We start from the raw sequence: 251 nt of genomic DNA on the forward strand, positions 1-251 counted from the left end.
CCATCTTAGCAGGATAAAGATGGAGCTGGTTCTGTAGATACAGGATTGGGATTTATAATTGATGCAAAAGTGAGTGTCAATGGTTCGCCACAGTATAAAGTACATAACAGTAAAGGAAAAACATACTATACTACTACAAATGAAGCCTATGTATTTACTCATCTAACACAATGTATCTTCATGATTAATTAGCTGTGTCCTCTTGCTCTTTCTAAATCCTCTATCTGTAAATTCTCCACAACTATATTATT

General features: G+C 33.9%; 1 pseudogene. It reads left to right on the plus strand.

Annotation, left to right across the window (positions count from 1 at the left end):
• Positions 1-9: 9 nt before the first annotated feature.
• Positions 10-192, plus strand: a pseudogene (locus JDS96_RS33190) (hypothetical protein); the annotation flags it as partial.
• Between the last annotated feature and the right edge of the window lie 59 nt (positions 193-251).

It is taken from the genome of Bacillus cereus group sp. N21 (assembly GCF_016483395.1).
Lineage (GTDB): Bacteria > Bacillota > Bacilli > Bacillales > Bacillaceae_G > Bacillus_A > Bacillus_A pseudomycoides.